Genomic DNA, 23,513 nt, shown 5'->3' with positions numbered 1-23,513 from the left:
ATATGGGTAAAATAATTCTTTCAAAACTAGCTACAAGCGCTCCAAAAAAAATCAATAAAAAAAATATTAAAAAGGAGACCAAAGAACTTATTGAAAACATTGGTATTCTGGCTGATAAATTATTTGCCGAAAAAAAAAGCAGCCTACTTATTGTTTTACAAGGAATGGATGCAAGCGGTAAAGATGGTGCCGCAAAAAATGTATTCGAATCATGTCCAACTTTATGTATTGATGCCTATGCTTTTAAAAAACCCACAGAAGAAGAATTTGCACATGATTTTTTATGGCGCATCCATAAACAAACGCCAGCTAAAGGACAAATAAAAATATTTATTAGATCCCATTATGAGGACATTTTAATTCAGCGGGTTCATGAATGGATAAATGATGACCGGGCATTGATGAGACTTGAAGCCATAAACAATTTTGAAAAACTATTACAAGAAGACAATCAAACCACTATTCTAAAATTTTATTTACACATCTCACATGAAAGGCAATTAGAAAAATTAGATGAACGAAAAACCACACCCGGAAAACAATGGAAATTCAACCCTGCCGATTATGAAGAGAGCAAATTATGGGATAAATATATGCGATACTATGAAGCAGCAATTAATGGCAGTGATATCCCTTGGATGATCGTTCCTGCAGATCACCGATGGTATCGGGATTACATCGTTGCTAAAAAAGTCTATGAAACATTATCCAATTTAAATCCAGAATATCCACTGATAGAAAGCCAATCTTAATTACATTATGAGAATTGACAAGTGGCTTTGGGCTGTCCGTTTATACAAATCCAGAACCATAGCAGCAGATGCCTGTAAATCCGGAAAGATCAAAGTAAATGACGCAGCTGTAAAAGCTTCATATATCATTAAGGAAGGTCTAGTACTAACCATCCGAAAAAATAATTTCAACCTGGTTTTCAAAGTAAACAAGTTAATACCTTCCAGAGTTGGCGCCCCAATTGCAGTCACCTGTTATGAAAATTTAACCCCAGAACAAGAGTTGAATAAATTCAACGAATGGTATATTGGAGGAGCACAAAGTGAATTTCGTGAGAAAGGAACAGGCCGACCCACGAAACGCGAAAGGAGGGATATCGATAGCATCAAAGAACCGACATTTGATTGGGATGACATTGAAGATTGACACTAAATTTTACTTCCCAAATATCGAAAATCCAATTACCTTTGCCGAACTTATCGGATACTATATGTAAGTTTTCCATAAGCTATTATAATACAGCCTAAATAATTCTCTTGGGGGTTTAGCTCAGTTGGCTAGAGCGCTTGCATGGCATGCAAGAGGTCGTCGGTTCGAGCCCGATAACCTCCACAAATTTAATCTACTCACAAATAAAAAGAAATAATTTTTAAAGTAACTAAATTTAATACCCTTTTTGTTTTTCAATTATTCCAATCAAAATTCATTTACTGTTTCGTTACAATATACTTTGACCATTTTTCCTTAATGAACGATTTATAATTTTCAATTTAAATCTAAACATTACCGTGTGTTATATATTTCTTTCATTATCTCAAAAAAATGAATTTAATATTTACGTTTAGTAAAATTTTAATTTCATTTTATCTTTGATTACACTATTTATAATCGCCTTAATACATTTTTTTTATTAAAAAATAATTTGAATTCATTCTAGAAAATAAATCGCAAAAATCTACTCCAATAAAATATCTACAATTTTATTTATTCATTTGAAACCTATCATTTGACAAGATAAAGACAACTCTTGTTTCTCCCTTGTCCATATTCTATTTCTTTCCCATCTTTGCACAAAAAATGAACCCTATGTATCGATTGTTATTATTGTTGTGTGTGGCATGTGCTTGTAGTGTTCAATCCGGAGGACAAAAGGCAATGCATCTGGATAACAAAGGAATTACCTGTGATGCGGTGAATTTCGAGACGGATCAAGTGGCCATTTGTGGTGAAAGCTCAAAATATGCGGAGCAATCCAATGGATCCACACGGAAAGATGGGTTTGTCATTTTAGCAAAATATGGTTCAGATCAATGTGATGGTTTTACTTTTGGAAATAGTTTAAATGATTTTCGATTAGAAAAGGGTTTTCATTCTGGAAACAATTTTGTGTTTTCGGGTTATGGTTTCGAAGGAAGAAATGCTTTAATTACTTGTGTCAACAAACAAATGGAAACCCAATGGACTTACAGCAATGCTCAGTTACAAGCATTCGAAGAGCCCGCAGGTGCTTGTGATGCCCAAGGAAATATACTTGTAATCAGTAAAAATCCACTATCAACGCCTTACTATGCATACTTAACCTTGGTTAATAAAGAAGGTGAGATCAAGTGGACCAAAAAAGTAGATTTGGTAGATGTTATGTCTGATTTAATACCAACTAAGAGCGGAGATTTCTTAATGCACTTCAAACAAAAAGGTGCCTACATAGACGGTACCACTCGTAGAAAATATTTTATTGCACCGACACTTAGAATTTCTAAAACAGGTGAAATAGTCAGTCAATTTCAATTTATTATAGACCGGGAAAAATTTACGGACTTCGATATTCGCAAAGTCCTGGAAACGACATATGGTACCGTTTATTATTTTGGATCAGCCATTTCGATTTCTAAACGGATAGACTTATTTATCATTAAGACGGACATCAAAGGAACAATAATTTGGGCCAATACCTATCAAACCAATGCAGAACTTGCTATTAAAACAGCAGTTTTAGATGATAAGCAAGATATCGTTTTTACAGCCGATTCTTATGGCCATGCTGGTGGTATGTTAAGAGCTGGCCTAACAGTTGATGGAGATATAAAGTGGAATTCATTTAATACCACTAAACCCTATGAACAAATAAGACATTTAAGTTTGAGTAAATCCGGTGATTGTCAAGTGATTTATGACAAAACTTTAAGTTTTGCTATGTTTAATACCAACAAGAATGGTCTTAATTGCCTAGGTCAATCTTCAACTTTAGATATTAAAAAAACTCCAGCTGAAGTCGAATTGAGTACACATAATTCAATTTTGGAAACGGACAATTCAATTTGGGAGAAAAAAACGATTCAAGTTAAATCTATTGGCAAAATAAAAGGAATTATAGATTGCGCTAAATAAAGTAATTTAAATTTATCTGACATTTTTATATCCCCGACATTTCAACCTTATCAGGTATTGCTTTTGGTTCACCTAGAAACCAACTAAACTAAGGCATTAATAATCAATCCTTTACATTTATTCATAGGCATCTATAAAAATTAGTTAAAAAAACGAGTCATTTTTGGAACTAAAAACCTACTTCAAAGGTTATGAACACATTATTTCACAAAAATTAATTCATCTTATCATGTTACAAGAAAAATACAAAGCAGTTCTTGATTTAGGTCAAAAATTAGGCGTAAAAGACGGAAGTGTTATTGAAGAAAACGGCGTACTTAAAGTTAGAGGAACTACTGAAACTCAATATCAAAAAGACCAAATTTGGGACAAAATCAAGGAAATATCTGGTGATAGCCCAAGCGATTTAATTGCTGATATTAATGTAAGCAACACTTCTTATTATACTAAGCATACTGTAGCTAAGGGAGAAAGTTTAAGTTTGATTGCTAAGCATTATTACAAAGATCCGATGAAATACAAACAGATTTTTGCTGCAAATAGTGATATTTTAAAGAATCCGGATATTATACATCCAGGTCAGGAATTAATCATTCCTAATGATTAGTTTTTGAACTCAATAAATGATATGCCCCACTCCTTTTGGATGGGGCTTTTTATTTTATTTCAAATTAAAATACCAATCCACCAAAATTCAAACTAATTTAACGCCTACTTACGTTAAATGACTATTAATATATATTATGACTATTTTTTTTCGTCTGCTGTTTATTTTTGAAATCCTCTTTTCTTTGAATTCATTATTCGCCCAAGAAAAGAAAAACGCTATTGTTGAAAATTATCAAAAACTAGATCCAAGAGAAGCGGTCAGAGCCATCCTTATTGATAAGCAAAATTACAAATGGCTAGGAACAGATAAAGGTCTTTACCGAGTTATAAGTATGGATTCTGAACCGGAATTGATGATTTCAGATAGCATCAGTAGTCTAGCAGAAGATAAAAGCGAGATGGTCTGGTTTGGCAATAGAAAACAACAACTCATCACAGAAGATCAAAAGCAAAAAATAATACTCAGTGATAAAAATCTTGAAATCACCTGCATGTCTTATTTTAAAGGAGATATATGGGTTGGAACCAACAATGGATTATTCAAGGTTTCAGATGATCAAAATAAGATTCTGAATCATTATACTACAGATAACAGCAAACTGAAATCGAATCATATTAACATGCTGTATCCAGACAAGGAAGGGAAATTATGGGTAGGTACAGATAATGGAGTTGTTATTATCGATAATAAAAAATGGGATCAATATGAAAAGGACCACAAAATCACTGGCGCTATTGCCACCAAGGATGGTATTTGGTTGCTGGCAGAGAAAAAAATGTGGCTCATTTATAAAGAAGAAGGCCGAGACAGATGGCAGGATGCTGCTGTCAAAAGAGGTTTAAGCAAAGGTCCTGTTAGAGCTATTGTAGCTGATTCCAAAGGTCAAGTTTATATAGCCTCCGAAACCCTGGTACAATTTGATCCCATCAATGATAAAATACTTCAAATTGATAAAGACTATGGATTTGTATCTGCACAAACCCTATCATTAGCATGCGACAAAAACGACGACCTTTGGGTAGGAACGGCAGATCGGGGATTATTTCGAGTTGACATTATTGAGGGCGAGGCTGAAGAGCTTTCTGTCGTGGTCTTTTCTAAAGGCGAAATCAAATGTCCCGGAGCAAAGACAGCCCAAATTACCGTGATTACCAGAGGGGGAAAAACTCCATATTCCTATTTATGGAATAATCCGACAATGCAAGGTGCAAAAAAGGATACTATTGGTGCAGGAAATTATACAGTTACCGTTGTCGATGCCGAAGGAGAAGAATTTACTGCATCGGTCTTAATCAAAGAACCAGAACCCATCCAAATAAGCGTCATTCAAAAAGAACGGGTGACTGAAATTAATAGAAAAGATGGCAAAGCCAAGATCGAAGTAACTGGTGGTACTTTTCCTTATCGTATCATCTGGGATAATGGCAAATCTGGTTTAAGTACAACTAATCTATCCGCCGGCAAACATATCGTCAAAATATACGACCAAAATCAGTGTTTTCAGCAAGCAGAAGTTTACATTGAAGCTCCTAGAGCCATACCCGATTTGGATCGAAAGAAAATTGTGGTTGGCCAGACACTTAGGATTAACGAATTGTATTTCACTTCGGATTCATCCGATATATCTTCAGAATCCTATTTAGTTCTGGATGAAATATTCAATTTCTTGTCCACCAATAAAGACATATATGTTGAAATAGGTGGCCATACCAATGGTATTCCGCCTCATGAATATTGCGACCAATTGTCGGCAGCGAGAGCGAAGAATGTAGCTCAATATTTATATGAAAAAGGTATACCACTAAACCAAATATCTCACCGTGGATATGGCAAAAGAGTACCCGTAGCCTCCAATGAGACCTTATCAGGCAGGCAAAAAAACCAAAGGGTTGAAATAAAAATAACCAATATTAGCCAGTAATCAAACATATGATATTGAATAATAATATATTTGCACTTTAAATTATTAAATTTTCAGAGATTCCATCGGAGAACACCTTATGCTTCCAATCCCATTTTCTCAATGCCCTTTCTGCCATTCTTCAGCAATAAACAAGGCCTTTTCTATTAAAGATTACAGCATCAGTCAAGAAACATTTGAATTATTTAAATGCCAAACTTGCACCCTACTATTCACACAAAATCCTCCTTTTGAATCAAACATTGGTCGCTATTATGAAAGTAACCAATACATATCTCATTCCGATACAACCAAAGGTGTAATAGCAAAAACCTATCATTGGATTCGAACATTCATGTTGAGAAAAAAAAGAATGATCATTGATCCATTAAGCCAAATAAAAAAAGTAATTGACATCGGAAGCGGGACAGGTTATTTTCTAAATGAGATGAAATCACATGGCTTTGAAGTATTGGGAATTGAAAAAAATAAATCAGCCAGAGATTTTAGTATTGAACATTTTAAAATAGATGTTCGCGACCCGGAGACATTATTATCAGGCACACTCATGAACACCTTTGATGTAGCAACAATGTGGCATGTGTTGGAGCATATTTACGACCCCAAATTGTATCTCACAGCTATACGAAATGCATTAACCCAGAATGGATACCTAATTATTGCTGTTCCAAATTATCAATCATATGATGCGACTCATTATAAAGAACATTGGGCTGCATATGATGTACCGCGACACCTTTGGCATTTTGATTACACAACGATTCAACAATTAGTTCATCCCATTGGATTCAAATTAATGGACATTAAAAGAATGCCTTTTGATTCTTATTATGTTGCTATGCTAAGTGAGTCGTTTAATAAAAATGCATTATCAATAGTAAAAGCATTGATTATTGGATTTATTTCTAATTTAATAAGTCGTTTCAATCCTAAAAAAACCAGCTCAATATTATATATTTTTCAAAAAATAAATGTGACCAACAATGAATGACACAGCAGAGCGCGTATCCAGTCATGATTACAGTGATAATTATGTATATCAACGCTGTCTTTATGCCTATCAGCAAGCAGCAAAAAGAATTCATGGTAAAGTTTTAGAAATAGGAACGGGCAGCGGAATTGGATTATCTTATATGGCGCCACAGTGTGATTCATTTACAACGATCGACAAATTTTCAAGTAATATTGATTTTACAAAATACCCAAATACCACATTTATCCAAATGGAAATTCCACCATTTGTTAATATTCCAGATCAGAGTTTTGATTTTGTTATAGCTTTTCAACTTATTGAACATATAGAGCCTGACGATGCCTTTGTTAAAGAAATTTACAGGGTTTTAAAAAAGGATGGAAAGGCGCTGCTCACCACCCCAAATCGACTGCAATCACTCACCAGGAATCCGTGGCATATCAGAGAATATCTAGCCAGTGAACTTGCTGAACTTTTCCGAAAAAATCAGTTTACCAAAATAGAAATGCTGGGGACTTTTGGGAACAAAAAAGTAAATGATTATATTGAAAAAAATAAAGCTTCTGTAAAAAGAATTACCCGTTTTGATATTTTTAATTTACAATATCGACTACCCAGAAAATGGCTTCAGGTTCCTTATGATTTTTTCAATAGAATGAATCGAAAAAATATTGCAAAGAACAATGTTGCGCTAACAACAGATATTTCTACTAATGATTTTTATTTAAGTCAGGAGAATCCTGAAAGCTTAGACCTTTTTATTATTGCAACAAAATAAAATGAATTGAATTAACAGTCAAAAAAAAAAAAAACCGTTCAAAAACTTGAACGGTTTTTTTTTATTTTAATTAACTTGAAAACTATCTCAACAAAGTAAATTCTCCCTGAAACTTATCAAAACCGGTAGATTTTTCATATTCAATTTCAGCATAGAAAGTATATACTCCAGGCAATGCTTTAACACCCTTAAACACGCCATCCCAACCTTTATTTTGTCCACCGTTATTACCGTCAGGCAAATTCTGTTGGGAATAAACTCTAGCACCCCAACGATCATATATTTCTAATAATTTAACTTGTCTTACACGTTTTCCATATAAATTAAAGAAGTCATTTTTACCATCACCATTAGCTGAAATTACGGTTGGCCACCACACATCTTTAAGGATTCTTACCAGCACTCGTACTCTTTCACTGATTTCACATCCCTCTTTATCATATCCTGTGATTAAGAATTCTCTGCTTGTGTCTGCATTGTAAATCAACCTTGGTTTCCAGTCAATTTGCTGATCAAGATTAAACCATGTTGTATCTTGGTAACCTCCATTAGCAACTTGTGTTCCACCTGAAATTTCCAACAACAATGAATCTAAATGTACTTCTGTACCTTGGTCCACAACGATACTCTTGATTACCTTGATGCCCATTTTTCCTGGTTCTATCAGATCATGACGAGTTTCTAAAGTACAGCCATTAATATCTTTTACTTTGATGGTATATGACCCTTGTGTTAAGTTCGTAAAATTCGGGTTTGATGTAAATGGGCCACCATTTATGGAATATTGGACATTACCTAATGTTTGGTTGTTCTTATCCAAAACTCCATTAATATCTATGAATCCATTTCTGTCTCCAAAGCACTTTGGATTATGCGGATCCGATAAGATTTGAGCTAACGGATTTCCCAATTCATCAACTGTAATAGTATCAATTGCAGTACATCCATTCTTGCCATCTCGGACTGTCAATCTAAAAGTTCCTCCAGGTTTTCCTACAGTAATTTGTGAACTACCTTGACCTGATATGATATTTCCAGTTAATGCATCCCATGAATAATTATTGATATTCCCGGAAAGTCCTCTTGATTTAGAACCATCTAATTGTACCTCATTCACGGTGCATGTTAATGTTCCTTTTTGCTCAATTAATGGTACCGGAGTTAGCTTATCTTCAGTTACTGTTACAAATGTAGAATCCTTACATCCATTTTGTGTATTCGTCACAACAATGGTGTATCGGCCTATACTTGATACTGTTGGGGAATAAGTCGCACCTCCAATTATCGTTCCAGGGCCTGACCAATTAGCTCCATATATAGCACCTCTGGATGATCCATTTCCATCCAAATTAATACTTGTCACTGCACAGGTCAGTACATTTGGAGGTGCAATAGCTACTATTGGTTTAACCAAATTTTCTGTTACTACAAAACTGGTTTGATTTTTACATCCAGAAATTGGATCGGTTACATCTAATATATAGGTTCCGGGACGATCAATAGTGGATGTTCCTGTATTTGCAGGTCCAACTATTCTACCATTTTGGGTACTCCAAGCAAAATCCAATGGACTTCCTGATCCACTTGTTGATTTTAATCCATCTAAAGCTAAACTAGTTACCGCACATGTTAATATATTATTTCCATTGATAGCTGCTACCGGATATGCATACCAGGTTACCGGTACCACATCAAACAAGGCACAGCGATCCGTGAAATTTACATTGCCTGTATTAGGGTCCAGATTTCCAATAAACACTGATATGTAATAGGTCTTTCCTAATTGCATTTTACTTGGATCAAAAACAAATTTTCCATCACTGTTCACAGATATCGATGTTCCATTTTTAGGATCTGTTGACGAGCCATCATATAACATATAACGAACGACATCATTTCCATCCAATACACCTGGAGCCACATTATATTTAGCACTGGCTTGGCCATCTGCACACAATATGATTGGCGTCTTATCCAACGTACCCAATGCGGTTATACAAGCACATGGTGCATCTCCAGGTAATTTAAAAAGATTACATTGATATTGATCTTCAATGGTAATGGTAAAATCAGTATTTGATGAAAACCAGTCTGAGGTCCATACATTACCACTAAACGTTCCATTTAAAAGATTACTGCCATCATATGCACCTTTCAATACCCAAGTCGGCTGATCTCCTTTTTGTGCTCTAATGATTACTCTTGCATTCTCTGCTGTATTATCACATTCTATATCTATTAATGAAAGGTCTGGTGAATCGTGAAATACAACCCGCACCGTGTCATAACGATCGCAAGAAAAATTGAATACACCCCACTCAAATGTATAAGCTCCAAATTGGCTAACTGTAACACTTGAGTTAGCGAGATTTACATCACCTATTGTTGCTGTTCCTGGACCAGATATTAATTTCCATGTTCCTGTTCCTAAAGTCAAATTCGCTTTGAAATTATAGGTTAATCCGCAAACATCTTCTGGTGATCCTGCATCTGCTAATGGATATGGCTCCCATGTTATAGGTCTGTTATTCGATACGCGTTTACATGGATCCCTTGTGTCTATGATACCATCTTTTGGCAAAACATCATCACCAACTATTCGAGATACGTAGTACGTATTTCCATTTCCTAAGACCATGTTCTTACTGTCAAAACATACGATATCATTCAATGAATAGAATGTATCAATTGCATTTGTATAATTACCTCGGTGTAGTATATACATTATACCATCTTCAGGATCAATGACTTCATTAATTGAATTGGTTAATAATTCTGCAATGGTATAACATTGATCTTCACATTTAACCAATAATGAAGTATCCAATTTTCCTGGATCAATGATTCCACATTTACAATTGTAATTATCATCAATTATTAGCGAAACACATCCATTTGCATCCTGTATTTGAACAGTAAATGAATTTGGACTAAAAAGTGTATCCGAGCACCAAGTATTTCCAACTATTTTTCCACCCCCAGATAACAAAACATAAGGTGGGGTTCCACCTTTGATTTCTGCACAAACAATATATTTCCCATCAGGAGTTACTACGCCGCCTTCTAAAACACAATCCTTAACGAGATTAATGATTGAAGGAGATTCATTAAATGTAATTTCAACTACATCTTGTCTGATACAAATATCATTATTATTTTCTTCGATTTCAAATCGATATTTACCAAAACCACTCTGTGCACTTACTTGTGTAATTGCTGTTTTTGCATCTGTAAACAAGGCCCCATTTCCACTAATGACTCGCCAAGTGATATCACTTCCGGGGATAGATTGTATTCCTTTCAGATCATATACACTACCACAAATTGCATCATCAGGACCAGCTTGAGGGGTTGGTATTTGATAAAAAGTAAATTCAGTACCAGCTGTTTCACTTAGACATCCTAGCAATGCATCAATTCCTCCTCTTCCGTCTTTTCTCCCTAGAATAGCCCCAATGTAATACGTTTGACCAAATACAAAAGAAGGATTATAACCAAAAGAAAATGATGTTATATCCTTGATTTTAGTAGCGAAAGGATTAGTTGGATCTGAGCAAATAAAGAAGATCACAGTATCTGCAGGATTTAAATCCAATACTTCTGTTGTTTTATCATAATTAACGACAACTGTACCATCCTCACATAAAAGATATTTGTCAGGCATTAATTTCCCTAAGCTATTGGTGCATTTACATTCATAAGTATGTATAAAAGTAAATTCACAACCATTGGCATCTCTAATAATCACTGTGTCAATGGAATTATTTAAAATAACTTTAGAGGTATAAATGTTTGATGCATCAATAGTCCCGTTACCTTTTATAACAGTGTATGCAGGTTGACCTCCAGATATTTGGAATCGCACTTTAAAATCTTTATTATTACCGCTACAGATATAAGACTCAATATCCTTCTTAGGATCATCATTAAATCTAAGTACAACTGTATCTGCACCTGTGCACCCTAATCTTGATTCTGACCAAACGAATGTGTACGTTCCATAAAGATCAACAGAAACGGGAGATCTATCGTCAAAAACGTCTGTAATTATTGCATTTCCAGGACCAGAAACTTTTACCCATTGTCCACCAACATCTTTTTGCCCTTTGAACTGATTGGCTAATCCGCATATGCTTTCATCGGGTCCTGCTTTTGGCGCAGGTGAATTTTCTATTTTTACATCAATACAACAATCAGGGCTTGTTCCACATTCTGAAGAATAATTATAACATACCGTTCCTATACTAGCTGGGTTGTTCCATAGAACTTCAATCGTTGTAGCTTGAAATGGATTCGTGGTCAAAATAGTTCCATTGGTAATAGACCAGTTATGAACCGCATTCGGAGGAGTTATCGTGTCTATAAAATAAATTCCGGTTTTACCTCTACAAACTAATAAATCTCCTTTTGGACAAACCTTTAGTGGCTTAAATTGGTCTTCATCAATCTTTTCACAATAATTAAAAACACATGTTTTTGAAATCGTTCCCAATTTTGTCAACACTGTATACTCAACACAATAATCTTCTTTTTTATCAACTAAAATAGATTCATTAAAGCCAATAGGTGTTTTTCTACCATCGCTTTTTAAGTACCATTTGTATTTAAAATCAAAAGTCTCACCGCCACCACAACTAAAAGTTAAGTTTTCAATATTAGGTTGAATTAAAACTTTACCATTAGCACATTCTTCCGTAAAATCAGGGTTAAATTCCAAAAATACCGTAGTAAGATCAATAAAACTATCACATTTAAAAGGATTGCTGGCCTTAGAAAAAGTGATGACTTCATTCATATAACATCCACGATATGGAATTTTTGTGGTTGGCTCTATATAAACATCATTGGCATCGCATCCGATATGATAAATACTTGGACCAATAGGAATTGGGAGTACTATAAATTTAACAACTGAATCATAAATGCAACAATCTTTATCTGTAAACATATTTCTGTAAATACCGGTTTCAGTTACCGTTTGATTATGCCATGGAAAAGGGACATCTTCTGCACATAATCTCCGATCAACCCCTATTCTGTCTTTGTAAGGAATAACAGTAATTGTTATACATTCAGGACCTTCCTGGTCACAAATTGAACCGGATGATGGATTTCCAATATAAGCTGTAACACATAAGTTAAAAACTCCTTCATCAGGAAAATCCAAATCAATATTGTCTTCATCACCTCCTACTATGTTTCCATCCAGTGTCCATTCATAAGTTGGTTCGCATCCTCCATTTTGACCTGCAACTTTAAAGTTAACTCCACACGCACCTTTACACACCGTCAATTTTCGGTCTGCATCATTGTTTATTTTTCCGAGTGGACTTAGGTGTGGAGCGGAACCTCCCGAAGTTGTTATTGTAAAATCACAAACATCTCCACTACATCCATCAACAAATAAGTAGTATGTTTTACATGCTGTCAGCTGTGCGGTAATTGTAAACTGTCCCGGACCACTACAATTTGGGTTACATGCAACAGATTCTGCACAATCACAATCACCCCAGATACCCATTTGAACACCTGTACCATTAACCGAGCAGTTCTGATAAGTTATTGTAATGGTTACATTTCCACCATCGCAAACAAAAGCCCACCAGGCTGTATTATGAGCACCTCCACCTGAAGGGCATAAAGGGCTACATCCTGTTGGATTGCTGTAATTTGGATTAGAACAACTATAACCATTTACTTCATCCAATGAACATAATACATTGGCATCCTGGCAATTGTCAGCGGATGGTGGTGTACATTGAGCTAAAAGTTGAAGATTGGATCCTAATGATAAACTAATCAGTAAAATCAGTAAAAATCTTTGCATAATTAAGTTTTTATTCCTTTAAATGGGATTATATGAGTCAAATATACAAATAAGACCTCACTATACCTAAATTCGCTGTATGGGCTCAAAAAATAATCCATGAAAATTACAATCTTAAACTATTTCCAACATTAAAAATTGATATCAAGCGAGCTAAAACATGAACATACAATGCACTTAAAAATAGTTTATAGGATTTCGGCATATTCCAAAAACGCTATAAAATTCTGTAATCCCAAGCCATATTTTATTCCTTAGGTTTTCTATAGAACCTAAATGAATATCATCAATATGCAATTAAACATTACTAACATTTTTCCTGCTAGCTTACATTGACATATAAAATCATTTATTCTGCTGGTATTTTTGTCATAAAATAGAACAGACAGAAACCTATGATGAATAAATCTTAAAAAATATCCTAAAACTCAGACAACCAAAAATTAATCCTTACCGTTAATATACAAAAAAGTAAATGCTGCGACTACCGCACCGATGATCTCTCCCACCCAATAAATCCAAATATTAGCAAACCCTGAGATATTTGAGATCCCCAATCCTAAGGCGATAGCTGGATTAAATGCAATACCAGAAATTCCTCCGAAAGCATAAGCACAAGATGTCATTGTTAGCCCTATTGCTAAACCATAAAATGAATTTCCAACATTATCTTTTGTTGTAGCAACATTCAATACGACATAACACATCGCGAAACTACCCAAAATCTCACACAATATTGCTTGAGCAGTAATTCCCGAAAGATCCATTCCAACTCCCAATTTACCGATAATAAAACTGGATCCAACCAAAGCTGCCAATGCTGCTCCGAATAATTGAGCTAGTATATAACCCGGCACTTCATGTGGGGGACATTTTCCTCTAATAAACACGGCCAAAGTAACAGCGGGATTATAATGACCTCCCGAAATATGTCCTCCAGCAAAAACCATGACCATGAGTGTAATCCCAATTGCCAATCCTGCCATATTTCCTACTGTTCCCAACAAACATAAGGTAACGCTTAATGAAACAAAAAAGGCTCCAATAAATTCTGTCAATAATTTCTTCATACTTGGTTTAATTTTGTCATTCTAATTTGACTCTAAACTCTCATTAGGAAGACTAAAGTTAACCATGTGAAGGAATTCCACGAAAAAAATATTAGCTATTGTATTCATTTAGCTCAGCGGGGTTTGGGTCAAGTTTCACCAAATCCCATGGTTGGAGCGGTTTTGATTTATAACCAACAAATTATAGGTCAGGGCTGGCATCAATACTATGGAGGACCTCATGCTGAGCAAAATGCAATAGACAATGCGGTAGAACTAGGGAATCAACACCTCATTTCAGAATCAACACTCTACGTCAGCCTTGAACCTTGCAATCACTATGGCAAAACACCGCCTTGCACACAGTTGATTATCAAATATAATATCAAACGTGTTGTTTTTGGAACTTTTGATCCAAATCCAACGATGGCTGGAATAAGCATTAAAAAGTTAATGCACCAAGGAATTGAAGTGTTAGGTCCCATTTTAAAAACTAAATGCGATCAACTTATCCAAATGTTTAGAATTAACATGCTTCACACAAGGCCTTATGTTATTCTTAAATTTGCCCAAAGTGCTGATTTTTTTATTTCGAATTGGGAACACAACACAAAAATATCCAATCCATACACTGATATTCTTGTTCACAAATGGCGTTCTGAAGCTGATGGTATTCTCATAGGAAGAATTACTTTACAAACTGATAATCCCTTGTTAAACAATAGGCATTGGTATGGGAAAAATCCTAAAATCATCATTTGGACAACTCAAAATCAATTGATCAATTCTGATTACAATGTATTCAAACATTCCGAAAATACCATTTTGACTTCACAAATTACTCATAAGAATTCTTTAGAATCAATCCTTAAATCACTCTATTTGGAAAAAAAATTAGGTGTCATTCTTGTAGAGGGAGGTGCCAAAGTGCTCAATGGATTTATTGAATCCGGATTTTGGGACGAGGCTAGAATAATAACGAATACAAAACTTAGAATACAAAATGGTGTAATAGCCCCAAAAATTCAAGGAAAATTAATAGAATCAGATCAGCTTTTAAACGATAAGATCCATTATATCCAGAGATAAGGTAAAACTTAGTTAAAATTCATTTAAATAAAGCACTACAAGTCTTCTACTATGGATTATTTGAATTTTTCATTGTTATATTTGCACAATAAATTAAATAATTGCAAATGAATTTAATGAGTATTAGATTGTTAATGACAGGATTACTTTGCATTAGTTTTTTCTTATGCATGGGAAATTTAATTTATGGTCAATCCAACAGCATCAATTGGGTCAGATGGTCAGATGTACCTGCTCTGATGAAAAAAGATAAAAAGAAAATTGTTGTTGATATTTATACCGATTGGTGTGGATGGTGCAAGAGAATGGATGCTTCAACTTTTCAAGATCCAAAAGTTATTAAGGCCATCAATAAAAATTTTTATGCTGTCAAATTTAATGCTGAACAAAAAGAAGACATTAATTTCAAATCTAAAGTTTATCAATTTGTTCCACAGGGCAACAGAGGATATCATTCCTTGGCAGCAGAAATAACTCAAGGAAGATTGTCTTATCCAACCTTTGTTTTTTTAGATGAAGAATTAAATACAATACAACCCATTCCTGGATATCAAGATGCAACTATTTTCGAAATGATTTCAATCTATTTTGGTGACAACCATTATAAAACTGTTCCCTTTAAAACCTTTCAAGAATCATATAAATAGCAGGTTCATCTGATTCATAGACTTAAGGTAATTTAGTTAACTTTTACTAATTAAATCCATTGTTTTTATTTCAGAATACTTTTGCTTTCGTTTTAGTTTTGATTGTAAATTAATCTAATTTGACAAATCAAATAATTTACGATACAATTATTATCGGTGGAGGTGCATCAGGAATTTTCGCTGGAATCTCGTGCAAAACTCATTTTCCAAATTCATCTGTACTTGTCTTAGAAAAAAGCACAAAGTTATTATCAAAAGTCAAAATATCAGGAGGCGGTCGATGTAATGTTACGCATTCTTGTTTTGAAAACAAAGAAATGGTTTTAAATTATCCAAGAGGATCCAAAGAATTGAGAAATGTTTTTTCATCATTTGATGCTTCTGATACGATACATTGGTTTGAATCTCGAGGTGTAACATTGAAAACAGAATCTGATGGCCGAATATTTCCAACATCAGATTCATCACAAACCATTATTAATTGTTTACTAAGTGCATGTCAAAAATTAGATATTAAAATATTTCTTAAACATCAAGTTGAAAACATTTCAAAAAATAATGAAGGAACATTTGTTGTAAGTGTAAATAAAAATCAGATTTATTTTGCCAAAAATATAATTATTGCAACAGGGGGACATCCTAAATTAAATTCTTATCATTGGATTGAGCATTTAGGAATAAAAATCGTATCGCCAGTTCCCTCACTATTTAGTTTTAATGCTGTAAAATCTCCACTGTCAGGATTAGAAGGAGTTAGCTTTGATGCAAGCTTTTCAATCACAGGTATTCATCTAAATATTACAGGACCAGCAATCATTACTCATTGGGGGATCAGCGGACCTGCGCCATTGAAATTATCAGCCTGGGCAGCCCTTGAGCTTTATACAAAAAAATATGAGTATGAGCTCAATATTCATTTTTGTCCGCAATGGAATCAAATTGAAATTCAAAATGAATTAATGAACTTCAAATCAACAAATGGAAAATCAAAAATCAATAAAGCCAATCCATTTAAAATACCGAATAGACTTCATGAACGCTTATTGATCATCAGTGGAATAGACATTCAAAAAAATTGGGGAGATATCAATAAAAAAGAAATAGCGGCATTAGTACTTAACATCAACCAATTCAAAATTCAATGTTCGGGTAAAACAACATACAAAGAAGAATTTGTAACTGCAGGTGGCATTGATCTAAAGGAAATCAATTTGAGCACCATGGAAAGTAAAAAAATACAAGGTTTGTTTTTTACTGGTGAAGTATTAAATATTGATGGGATTACCGGAGGATTTAATTTTCAAAATGCATGGAGTACAGGGTGGATCGCAGGTGCAAATATTCGAATATAAAAATCATTTTAATATAATAACTAAAATCATATTAATCGTTTTGTTTCCTAATTTGGAATATCCCAATGCATTTTGGAATTTTGATCCATTGATTGATTAACTTATTCACCTAAAAAAAAATCCGTCCAAATAAATCTGAACGGATTTTTTTTATTATTTAATAACCAAAAAAATTATCGCAACAGCGTGAATTCACCTTGGAACTTATCTGCCCCAGTAGATCCTTCATATTCCACTTCTGAATAAAAAGTATATACTCCTGGAAGTGCTCTTTCCCCTTTAAATATTCCATTCCACCCTTTCTTATCTCCACCTTTATTACCATCTGGGATATTGGTTTGTGAATAGACTCTTGAGCCCCAACGATCATATATTTCTAACAATTTAATTTGTCTGACACGTTTACCATATAAGTTGAAGAAGTCATTGACCCCATCTCCATTTCCAGATATAACTGTTGGCCACCAAACATCTTTAATAATTCTTACCAATACCCGAACTCGTTCACTGATTTCACATCCTTCTTTATCAAATCCAGTAATCAAAAATTCTCTACTCGTGTCTGCAGCATATCTCAACTTATTCTCCCAATCAATATTTTGATCTAAATTTAACCAAGTCGTGTCTTTGTATCCACCGCCAGCAAGCTGTGTTCCACCTGAAATTTCCAACAATAATGAATCCAGATCAACTAGAGTTCCTTGATCCACAACGATACTCTTGATTACTTTGATACCCATTTTTCCTGGCTCTATTAGATCATGCCGAGTTTCTAAGGTACAGCCATTAATGTCTTTTACTTTGATGGTGTAAGATCCTTGAGTTAAGTTTGTAAAGTTTGGACTTGATGTATATGGGCCTCCATTTATGGAATATTGGATATTACCCAATGATTGATTGTTCTTATCTAAGACACCATTAATATCAATGAATCCATTTCTGTCTCCAAAGCATTTTGGATTGTGTGGATCTGACAGAATTTGAGCTAACGGATTCCCCAATTCATCGACTGTAATAGTATCAATTGCAGTACATCCATTCTTGCCATCTCGGACTGTCAATCTAAAAGTTCCTCCAGGTTTTCCTACAGTAATTTGTGAACTACCTTGACCTGATATGATATTTCCTGTCAATGCATCCCATGAATAATTATTGATATTCCCGGAAAGTCCTCTTGATTTAGATCCATCTAATTGCACCTCATTCACGGTACATGTCAAGGTTCCTTTTTGCTCAATCAATGGTACCGGAGTAAGCTTATCTTCAGTTACTGTTACAAATGTAGAATCCTTACATCCATTTTGTGTATTCGTCACAACAATGGTGTATCGACCTATACTTGATACTGTTGGTGAATAAGTTGTACCTCCAATTATGGTTCCAGGTCCTGACCAATTAGCTCCATATATAGCACCTCTGGATGATCCATTTCCATCCAAATTAATACTCGTCACAGCACATGTAAGAACATTTGGAGGGGCTATAGCTACTGTTGGTTTTACAACATCTTCTTTTACTTCAAAACTGGTTTGGTGCTTGCAACCAGATATTGGATCGGTTACATCTAAAACATAGATTCCCGGGCGATCAATAGTGGATGTTCCTGTATTTGCTGGTCCAACTATTCTTCCATTCTGAGTACTCCATGCAAAGTTCAATGGACTTCCTGATCCACTTGTTGATTGTAATCCATCTAAAGCTAAACTAGTCACCGCACAAGTTAATATATTATTTCCATTGATAGCAGCTACCGGATATGCATACCAGGTTACTGGTACCACATCAAACAAAGCACAGCGATCCGTGAAATTTACGTTGCCCGTATTTGGATCTAGATTTCCAATAAAAACTGAAATGTAATAGGTCTTTCCTAATTGCATTTTACTTGGATCAAAAACAAATTTTCCATCACTGTTCACAGATATCGATGTTCCATTTTTAGGGTCTGTTGACGAGCCATCATATAACATATAACGAACGACATCATTTCCATCCAATACACCAGGCGCAACTGTATATTTAGCGTTCGCTTGGCCATCTGCACACAATATAATCGGTGTCTTATCCAACGTGCCCAAGGCAGTTATACAAGCACATGGTGCATCACCAGGTAATTTATAAAGGTTACATTGATATTGATCTTCAATGGTAATGGTAAAATCAGTATTTGATGAAAACCAGTCTGAGGTCCATACATTACCACTAAATGTTCCATTTAAAAGATTACTGCCATCATATGCACCTTTCAATACCCAAGTCGGCTGATCTCCTTTTTGTGCTCTAATGATTACTCTTGCATTCTCTGCTGTATTATCACATTCTATATCTATTAATGAAAGGTCTGGTGAATCGTGAAATACAACCCGCACCGTGTCATAACGATCGCAAGAAAAATTGAATACACCCCACTCAAATGTGTATGCTCCATATTGGCTAACTGTAACACTTGAGCTCGCCAAATTTACATTACTTATTGCAGCAGTCCCGGGACCTGAAATTAACTTCCATGTTCCTGTTCCTAAGGTCAAATTGGCTTTAAAGCTATAGGTCAATCCACATACATCTTCAGGTGCTCCAGCATCTGCCAATGGATATGGTTCCCAAGTTATAGGTCGGTTATTTGATACTCGTTTACATGGATCTCTAGTGTCAATTATGCCATCTTTTGGCAATACATCATCTCCAACTACTCGAGAAACATAGTAAGTGTTCCCGTTTCCTAAGACCATATTCTTACTATCAAAACATATTACATCATTTAATGAATAAAAGGTATCTATAGCATTTGTATAATTGCCTCTGTGTAAGATATACATAATACCATCTTCCGGATCAATAACCTCATTGATTGAATTGGTTAACAATTCGGCAATAGTGTAACACTGATCTTCACATTTAACCAATAATGAAGTATCCAATTTTCCTGGATCAATGATTCCACATTTACAATTATAATCATCAACTACAATGAGTGATATACATCCATTGGCATCTTGAACCTGTATTGTGAATTGTGTAATACTTAATAAGGTATCCGAAAACCACTTATTACCAATAATTTTTCCACCTGTTGACAATAAAGTATAAGGAGGGGTTCCGCCGTTGATATCAGCTATTACGACAAACTTACCATCTGGAGTCACAACTCCACCTTCTAATACACAATCCTTAATGACATTAATTACTGCTGGTGATTCGTTGAATGTAATTTCTACAACATCTTGTCTTATACAAATTCCTTTATTACTTTCTTCAATTTCGAACCTGTATTTTCCAAAACCACTTTGTGCACTAACTTGCGTTCCTGCTGCTTTAGCATCTGTAAACAAAGCTCCGTTTCCACTTATGACTTTCCATGTAATATCACTTCCTGGTATAGATTGTATTCCTTTTAAATCATATACACTTCCGCAAACAGCATCATCCGGACCAGCTTGTGGGGTTGGTATTTGATAAAAGGTAAATTCAGTACCAGCAGTTTCACTTAGACAGCCGAGTAAAGCATCAATGCCTCCTCTACCGTCCTTTCTTCCTAGTATGGCTCCTATATAATAAGTTTGGCCAAATACAAAAGAAGGGTCATATCCAAAAGAAAAGGAATTGATGTCTCTAATTTTCGTTGCTAATGGATTGTTTGGATCTGAACAAATAAAGAAAATAACCGTATCTGCTGGATTCAAATCCAACACCTCTTTAGTTTTATCATAATTAACGACAACTGTACCGTCCTCACATAAATTATATCTGTCCGGTTGAATTTCTCCTAAGCTATTGGTGCATTTGCACTCATATGTATGAATAAATGTAAATTCACATCCATTAGCATCTCTAATAATAACAGTATCTTTAGTATTATTTAAAATAAGTTTTGACGTATATACATTTGATGCATCAATAGTTCCATTACCTTTTATGACGGTATATGCAGGTTGTCCACCAGAAATTTGGAAACGCACTTTAAAATCTTTGTTGTTTCCACTACAAATGTATGACTCAGTATCTTTTTTAGGATCATCATTAAATTTGAGAACAACTGTATCTGCTCCAGTGCAACCTAATCTAGATTCAGACCAAACAAAGGTATAAGTCCCATATTGATCAACATTAACATCAGATTTATCATCAAAAACATCAGTGATACTTACATTCCCTGGACCAGATAATTTCACCCATTGACCACCAACGTCTTTTTGACCTTTGAATTTATTTGCCAAACCACAGAGCGCTTCATCCGGACCCGCCTTAGGCGCAGGGGATGGTTCAATTTTCACATCTATACAGCATTCCGGGCTTTGACCACATTGATTGTCATAATAGTAACAAAGCGTACCTACATTAGATGGACCATTCCATAATACTTCAATAGTATTTGATTGAAAAGGGTTAGGTGTTAAAATGGTACCGTTGCTGACAGACCAATTATTTAATGAGTTAGGAGGTAAGATCGTGTCAATAAAATAAATTCCGGTTTTACCTCTACATACCTGAAGATCACCTTTAGGACAAACTTTATAATTTTTAAAGTCATCTTCATTAATCATTTCACAAAAATCGAAGAAACACAACTTAGATTCAGTTCCTAATTTTGCCAAAACGCCTAATTCAAGGCAATAATCTTCTTTTTTATCCATCTGAAAAAGTTCATCTGTACCAAGTGGCTTTTTAGCTGGATCACTTTTTAAATACCATTTATACATAAATTCAAAAGACTCTCCTCCTCCGCAAGTTTTTGTTCTATTAATAACTCTTGGTGTGATTTCTAACATCCCTCCAATACAAGCCTCTCTAAAAGTTACGTTAAAGTCTAGAAAGACAGCAGTTAATTTATATGAACTGTCACATCTGTAAGGCACACTAGCTTTTGACAAGAAAATGATCTTTTCATTTTCACAAGAACTAAAGGTTTGTCTGGTTGTAGGATCAATATAAACCTCCGTATTATCACATCCTATATGATAAATATTTGGTGGTTCAGGAACCGGATAAACTTCAAATGTAACTACTGAGTCGAAAACACAGCAATCAGTTCCCTTGAATTGATTTCGGTATTCACCTGGTCCTGTTACACTTTGATTATGCCATTTAAATGGAATTTGCTCAGCGCATAATAATCTTTGTGGTCCTAACTTATCAGGAATAGGTCGAACTTCAATAGTAGCACATTCAGGTCCTTCCTGATCACAAATTGAACCTGAAGAAGGATTCCCAATATAGGCAGTAACACAAAGTTGAAAATCTCCTTCATCTGGAAAGTCTAAATCTATATTATCATCATCTCCTCCAACTATATTACCATCTAGAGTCCATTCATAAGTAGGCTCACAATTTCCGTTCTGACCTCCTACTTTGAAATTTATATTACAAGCTCCTTTACACAGTTGAATTCTCCTATCAGGATCATTATTAATTTTTCCTAAAGGACTTAAGTTAGGTTGAGAACCACCGGAAGTGGTAATGGTAAAATCACAAACATCACCGCTACAACCATCCACAAACAAATAATAAGTTTTACATGCGGTCAAACTAGCCGTAATGGTAAATTGCCCAGGACCAGTACAATTCGGATTACAAGCTACAGATTCTGCACAATCGCAGTCACCCCAAATCCCCATCTGAACACCTGTACCATTTACTGAACAGTTTGCATATGTAATCGTAATGGTAACCAATCCACCATCGCAAACAAATGCCCACCATGCTGTGTTATGAGCTCCTCCACCCGAAGGACACAAAGGCGAACACCCGGTGGGGTTGCTGTAATTTGGATTGGAACAAGTATAGCCATTTACTTCATCCAAAGAACATAATACGTTAGCATCTTCGCAGTTATCTGCAGATGGCGGCGTACATTGAGCTGAAATTTGGGTCGCAGTTATCCCTAAGAGTCCAATCAATAATAGTTGTAATAATCTATTCATGTTGTTTATGTTTGACTTATGTATTATATTAATTAAATATGTTTTATCCAAATTTTACGTATAAATGTAGGCATTTTGCAAATGTTAATCAAAATAATTTGTAATAATTTATTAACAAACCAAAAACTATACCCATTCTTCAACAATCAAAGAAAAATATTTCGTTGAAACCTTAGGTATTTCCTACTTTACAAGCTTCATAGTGTAGACCTTGAAATTAAGTATTTCG

General features: G+C 34.8%; 13 protein-coding genes and 1 tRNA gene. 11 read left to right on the top strand and 3 right to left on the bottom strand.

Annotation, left to right across the window (positions count from 1 at the left end):
* The first annotated feature begins 2 nt into the window (after positions 1-2).
* The 8 genes from IPK88_13460 (at position 3) to IPK88_13425 (ending at position 7,402) form a co-directional block, all read left to right on the top strand.
* Complete coding sequence (locus IPK88_13460; GenBank protein MBK8244430.1) at positions 3-752, top strand: polyphosphate kinase; 750 nt, start codon at positions 3-5, stop codon at positions 750-752.
* 7 nt (positions 753-759) lie between these two features.
* Positions 760-1,158 (top strand): RNA-binding S4 domain-containing protein, encoded by a 399-nt coding sequence (locus IPK88_13455; protein ID MBK8244429.1) that lies wholly within the window; start codon positions 760-762, stop codon positions 1,156-1,158.
* A 112-nt stretch (positions 1,159-1,270) separates the two neighbouring features.
* Positions 1,271-1,344 (top strand) — tRNA-Ala (locus IPK88_13450).
* A gap of 474 nt (positions 1,345-1,818) precedes the next feature.
* Positions 1,819-3,120, top strand: coding sequence for a hypothetical protein (locus IPK88_13445; GenBank protein ID MBK8244428.1), 1,302 nt, complete (start codon positions 1,819-1,821; stop codon positions 3,118-3,120).
* Positions 3,121-3,349: 229 nt separating this feature from the next.
* Positions 3,350-3,727 carry a LysM peptidoglycan-binding domain-containing protein gene (locus tag IPK88_13440; GenBank protein MBK8244427.1) on the top strand — a complete coding sequence of 126 codons (378 nt, stop codon included), beginning with the start codon at positions 3,350-3,352 and terminating at the stop codon, positions 3,725-3,727.
* 184 nt (positions 3,728-3,911) lie between these two features.
* Complete coding sequence (locus tag IPK88_13435; GenBank protein MBK8244426.1) at positions 3,912-5,651, top strand: OmpA family protein; 1,740 nt, start codon at positions 3,912-3,914, stop codon at positions 5,649-5,651.
* A 79-nt stretch (positions 5,652-5,730) separates the two neighbouring features.
* On the top strand, positions 5,731-6,642 hold the full coding sequence (locus IPK88_13430; GenBank protein ID MBK8244425.1) for a class I SAM-dependent methyltransferase: 912 nt from the start codon (positions 5,731-5,733) through the stop codon (positions 6,640-6,642).
* The gene (locus IPK88_13425) at positions 6,635-7,402 is read left to right on the top strand and encodes a class I SAM-dependent methyltransferase (protein ID MBK8244424.1); all 768 of its coding nucleotides are present in this window, start codon (positions 6,635-6,637) and stop codon (positions 7,400-7,402) included. The genes IPK88_13430 and IPK88_13425 overlap by 8 nt, the downstream gene beginning before the upstream one ends.
* Before the next feature lie 82 nt (positions 7,403-7,484).
* On the opposite strand, the gene IPK88_13420 is transcribed toward IPK88_13425, so the two are convergent.
* Entirely contained in the window at positions 7,485-13,229 is a 5,745-nt protein-coding gene (locus tag IPK88_13420; GenBank protein ID MBK8244423.1) for a gliding motility-associated C-terminal domain-containing protein, read from the bottom strand.
* A gap of 443 nt (positions 13,230-13,672) precedes the next feature.
* Positions 13,673-14,299 carry an aquaporin gene (locus IPK88_13415; protein MBK8244422.1) on the bottom strand — a complete coding sequence of 209 codons (627 nt, stop codon included), beginning with the start codon at positions 14,297-14,299 and terminating at the stop codon, positions 13,673-13,675.
* Between the two features lie 66 nt (positions 14,300-14,365).
* Here IPK88_13415 and ribD point away from each other — a divergent pair, with 66 nt between their 5' ends.
* The 3 genes from ribD (at position 14,366) to IPK88_13400 (ending at position 17,366) form a co-directional block, all read left to right on the top strand.
* Positions 14,366-15,367 (top strand): bifunctional diaminohydroxyphosphoribosylaminopyrimidine deaminase/5-amino-6-(5-phosphoribosylamino)uracil reductase RibD, encoded by a 1,002-nt coding sequence (gene ribD, locus IPK88_13410; protein ID MBK8244421.1) that lies wholly within the window; start codon positions 14,366-14,368, stop codon positions 15,365-15,367.
* Positions 15,368-15,537: 170 nt separating this feature from the next.
* Entirely contained in the window at positions 15,538-16,014 is a 477-nt protein-coding gene (locus IPK88_13405; protein MBK8244420.1) for a DUF255 domain-containing protein, read from the top strand.
* A 134-nt stretch (positions 16,015-16,148) separates the two neighbouring features.
* The gene (locus tag IPK88_13400; GenBank protein MBK8244419.1) at positions 16,149-17,366 is read left to right on the top strand and encodes an NAD(P)/FAD-dependent oxidoreductase; all 1,218 of its coding nucleotides are present in this window, start codon (positions 16,149-16,151) and stop codon (positions 17,364-17,366) included.
* Positions 17,367-17,539: 173 nt separating this feature from the next.
* Here the strand turns inward: IPK88_13400 and IPK88_13395 are convergent, their stop codons facing one another.
* Entirely contained in the window at positions 17,540-23,284 is a 5,745-nt protein-coding gene (locus IPK88_13395; GenBank protein MBK8244418.1) for a gliding motility-associated C-terminal domain-containing protein, read from the bottom strand.
* Positions 23,285-23,513: the final 229 nt, after the last annotated feature.

Origin of the sequence: Candidatus Defluviibacterium haderslevense, assembly GCA_016712225.1 — a bacterium.
GTDB lineage: Bacteria > Bacteroidota > Bacteroidia > Chitinophagales > Saprospiraceae > Vicinibacter > Vicinibacter haderslevensis.
This window is presented reverse-complemented; position numbering and strand designations above follow the sequence as displayed.